This is a genomic window from Neobacillus sp. MER 74 (assembly GCF_023714155.1).
Map to the genome: position 1 here is coordinate 1 of NZ_JAMAUV010000092.1, position 324 is coordinate 324.

Genomic DNA, 324 nt, shown 5'->3' on the forward strand with positions numbered 1-324 from the left:
GATGTTTACTTTGCTTCTTCATTACGATTATCTAGTTTTCAAAGAACGATTAAAAAAAGCTTTGAGAGAATTGCTCCCTCAAAACTAAACAAACAAAGATCGTGTACAAACTGTTTTGTCTGGCTCAAAAGTCCAGCTTGTCTAGCTTCGGCTCCTAACTTCTCGGCCGTTTCGATCCGTCCCCGCAAATCCAAAAGCGGGATTTGCAGTGCCGGCTCTCCAACGTCTGTCGAAGTTGAACAGTCGCCTCCGCTTTTCCTATTATCCTTAGAAAGGAGGTGATCCAGCCGCACCTTCCGATACGGCTACCTTGTTACGACTTCA

Annotated in this window: 1 protein-coding gene and 1 rRNA gene; one reads left to right on the top strand and one right to left on the bottom strand. The window is 45.1% G+C overall.

Annotation, left to right across the window (positions count from 1 at the left end):
* Positions 1-282: hypothetical protein (locus M3610_RS27640; RefSeq protein ID WP_251463656.1), on the top strand; the 282-nt coding region annotated here is incomplete at its 5' end.
* On the opposite strand, the gene M3610_RS27645 is transcribed toward M3610_RS27640, so the two are convergent.
* Positions 272-324: ribosomal RNA gene (locus M3610_RS27645) — 16S ribosomal RNA — on the bottom strand; the annotation flags it as partial. The two genes, M3610_RS27640 and M3610_RS27645, sit on opposite strands and share 11 nt — an antisense overlap.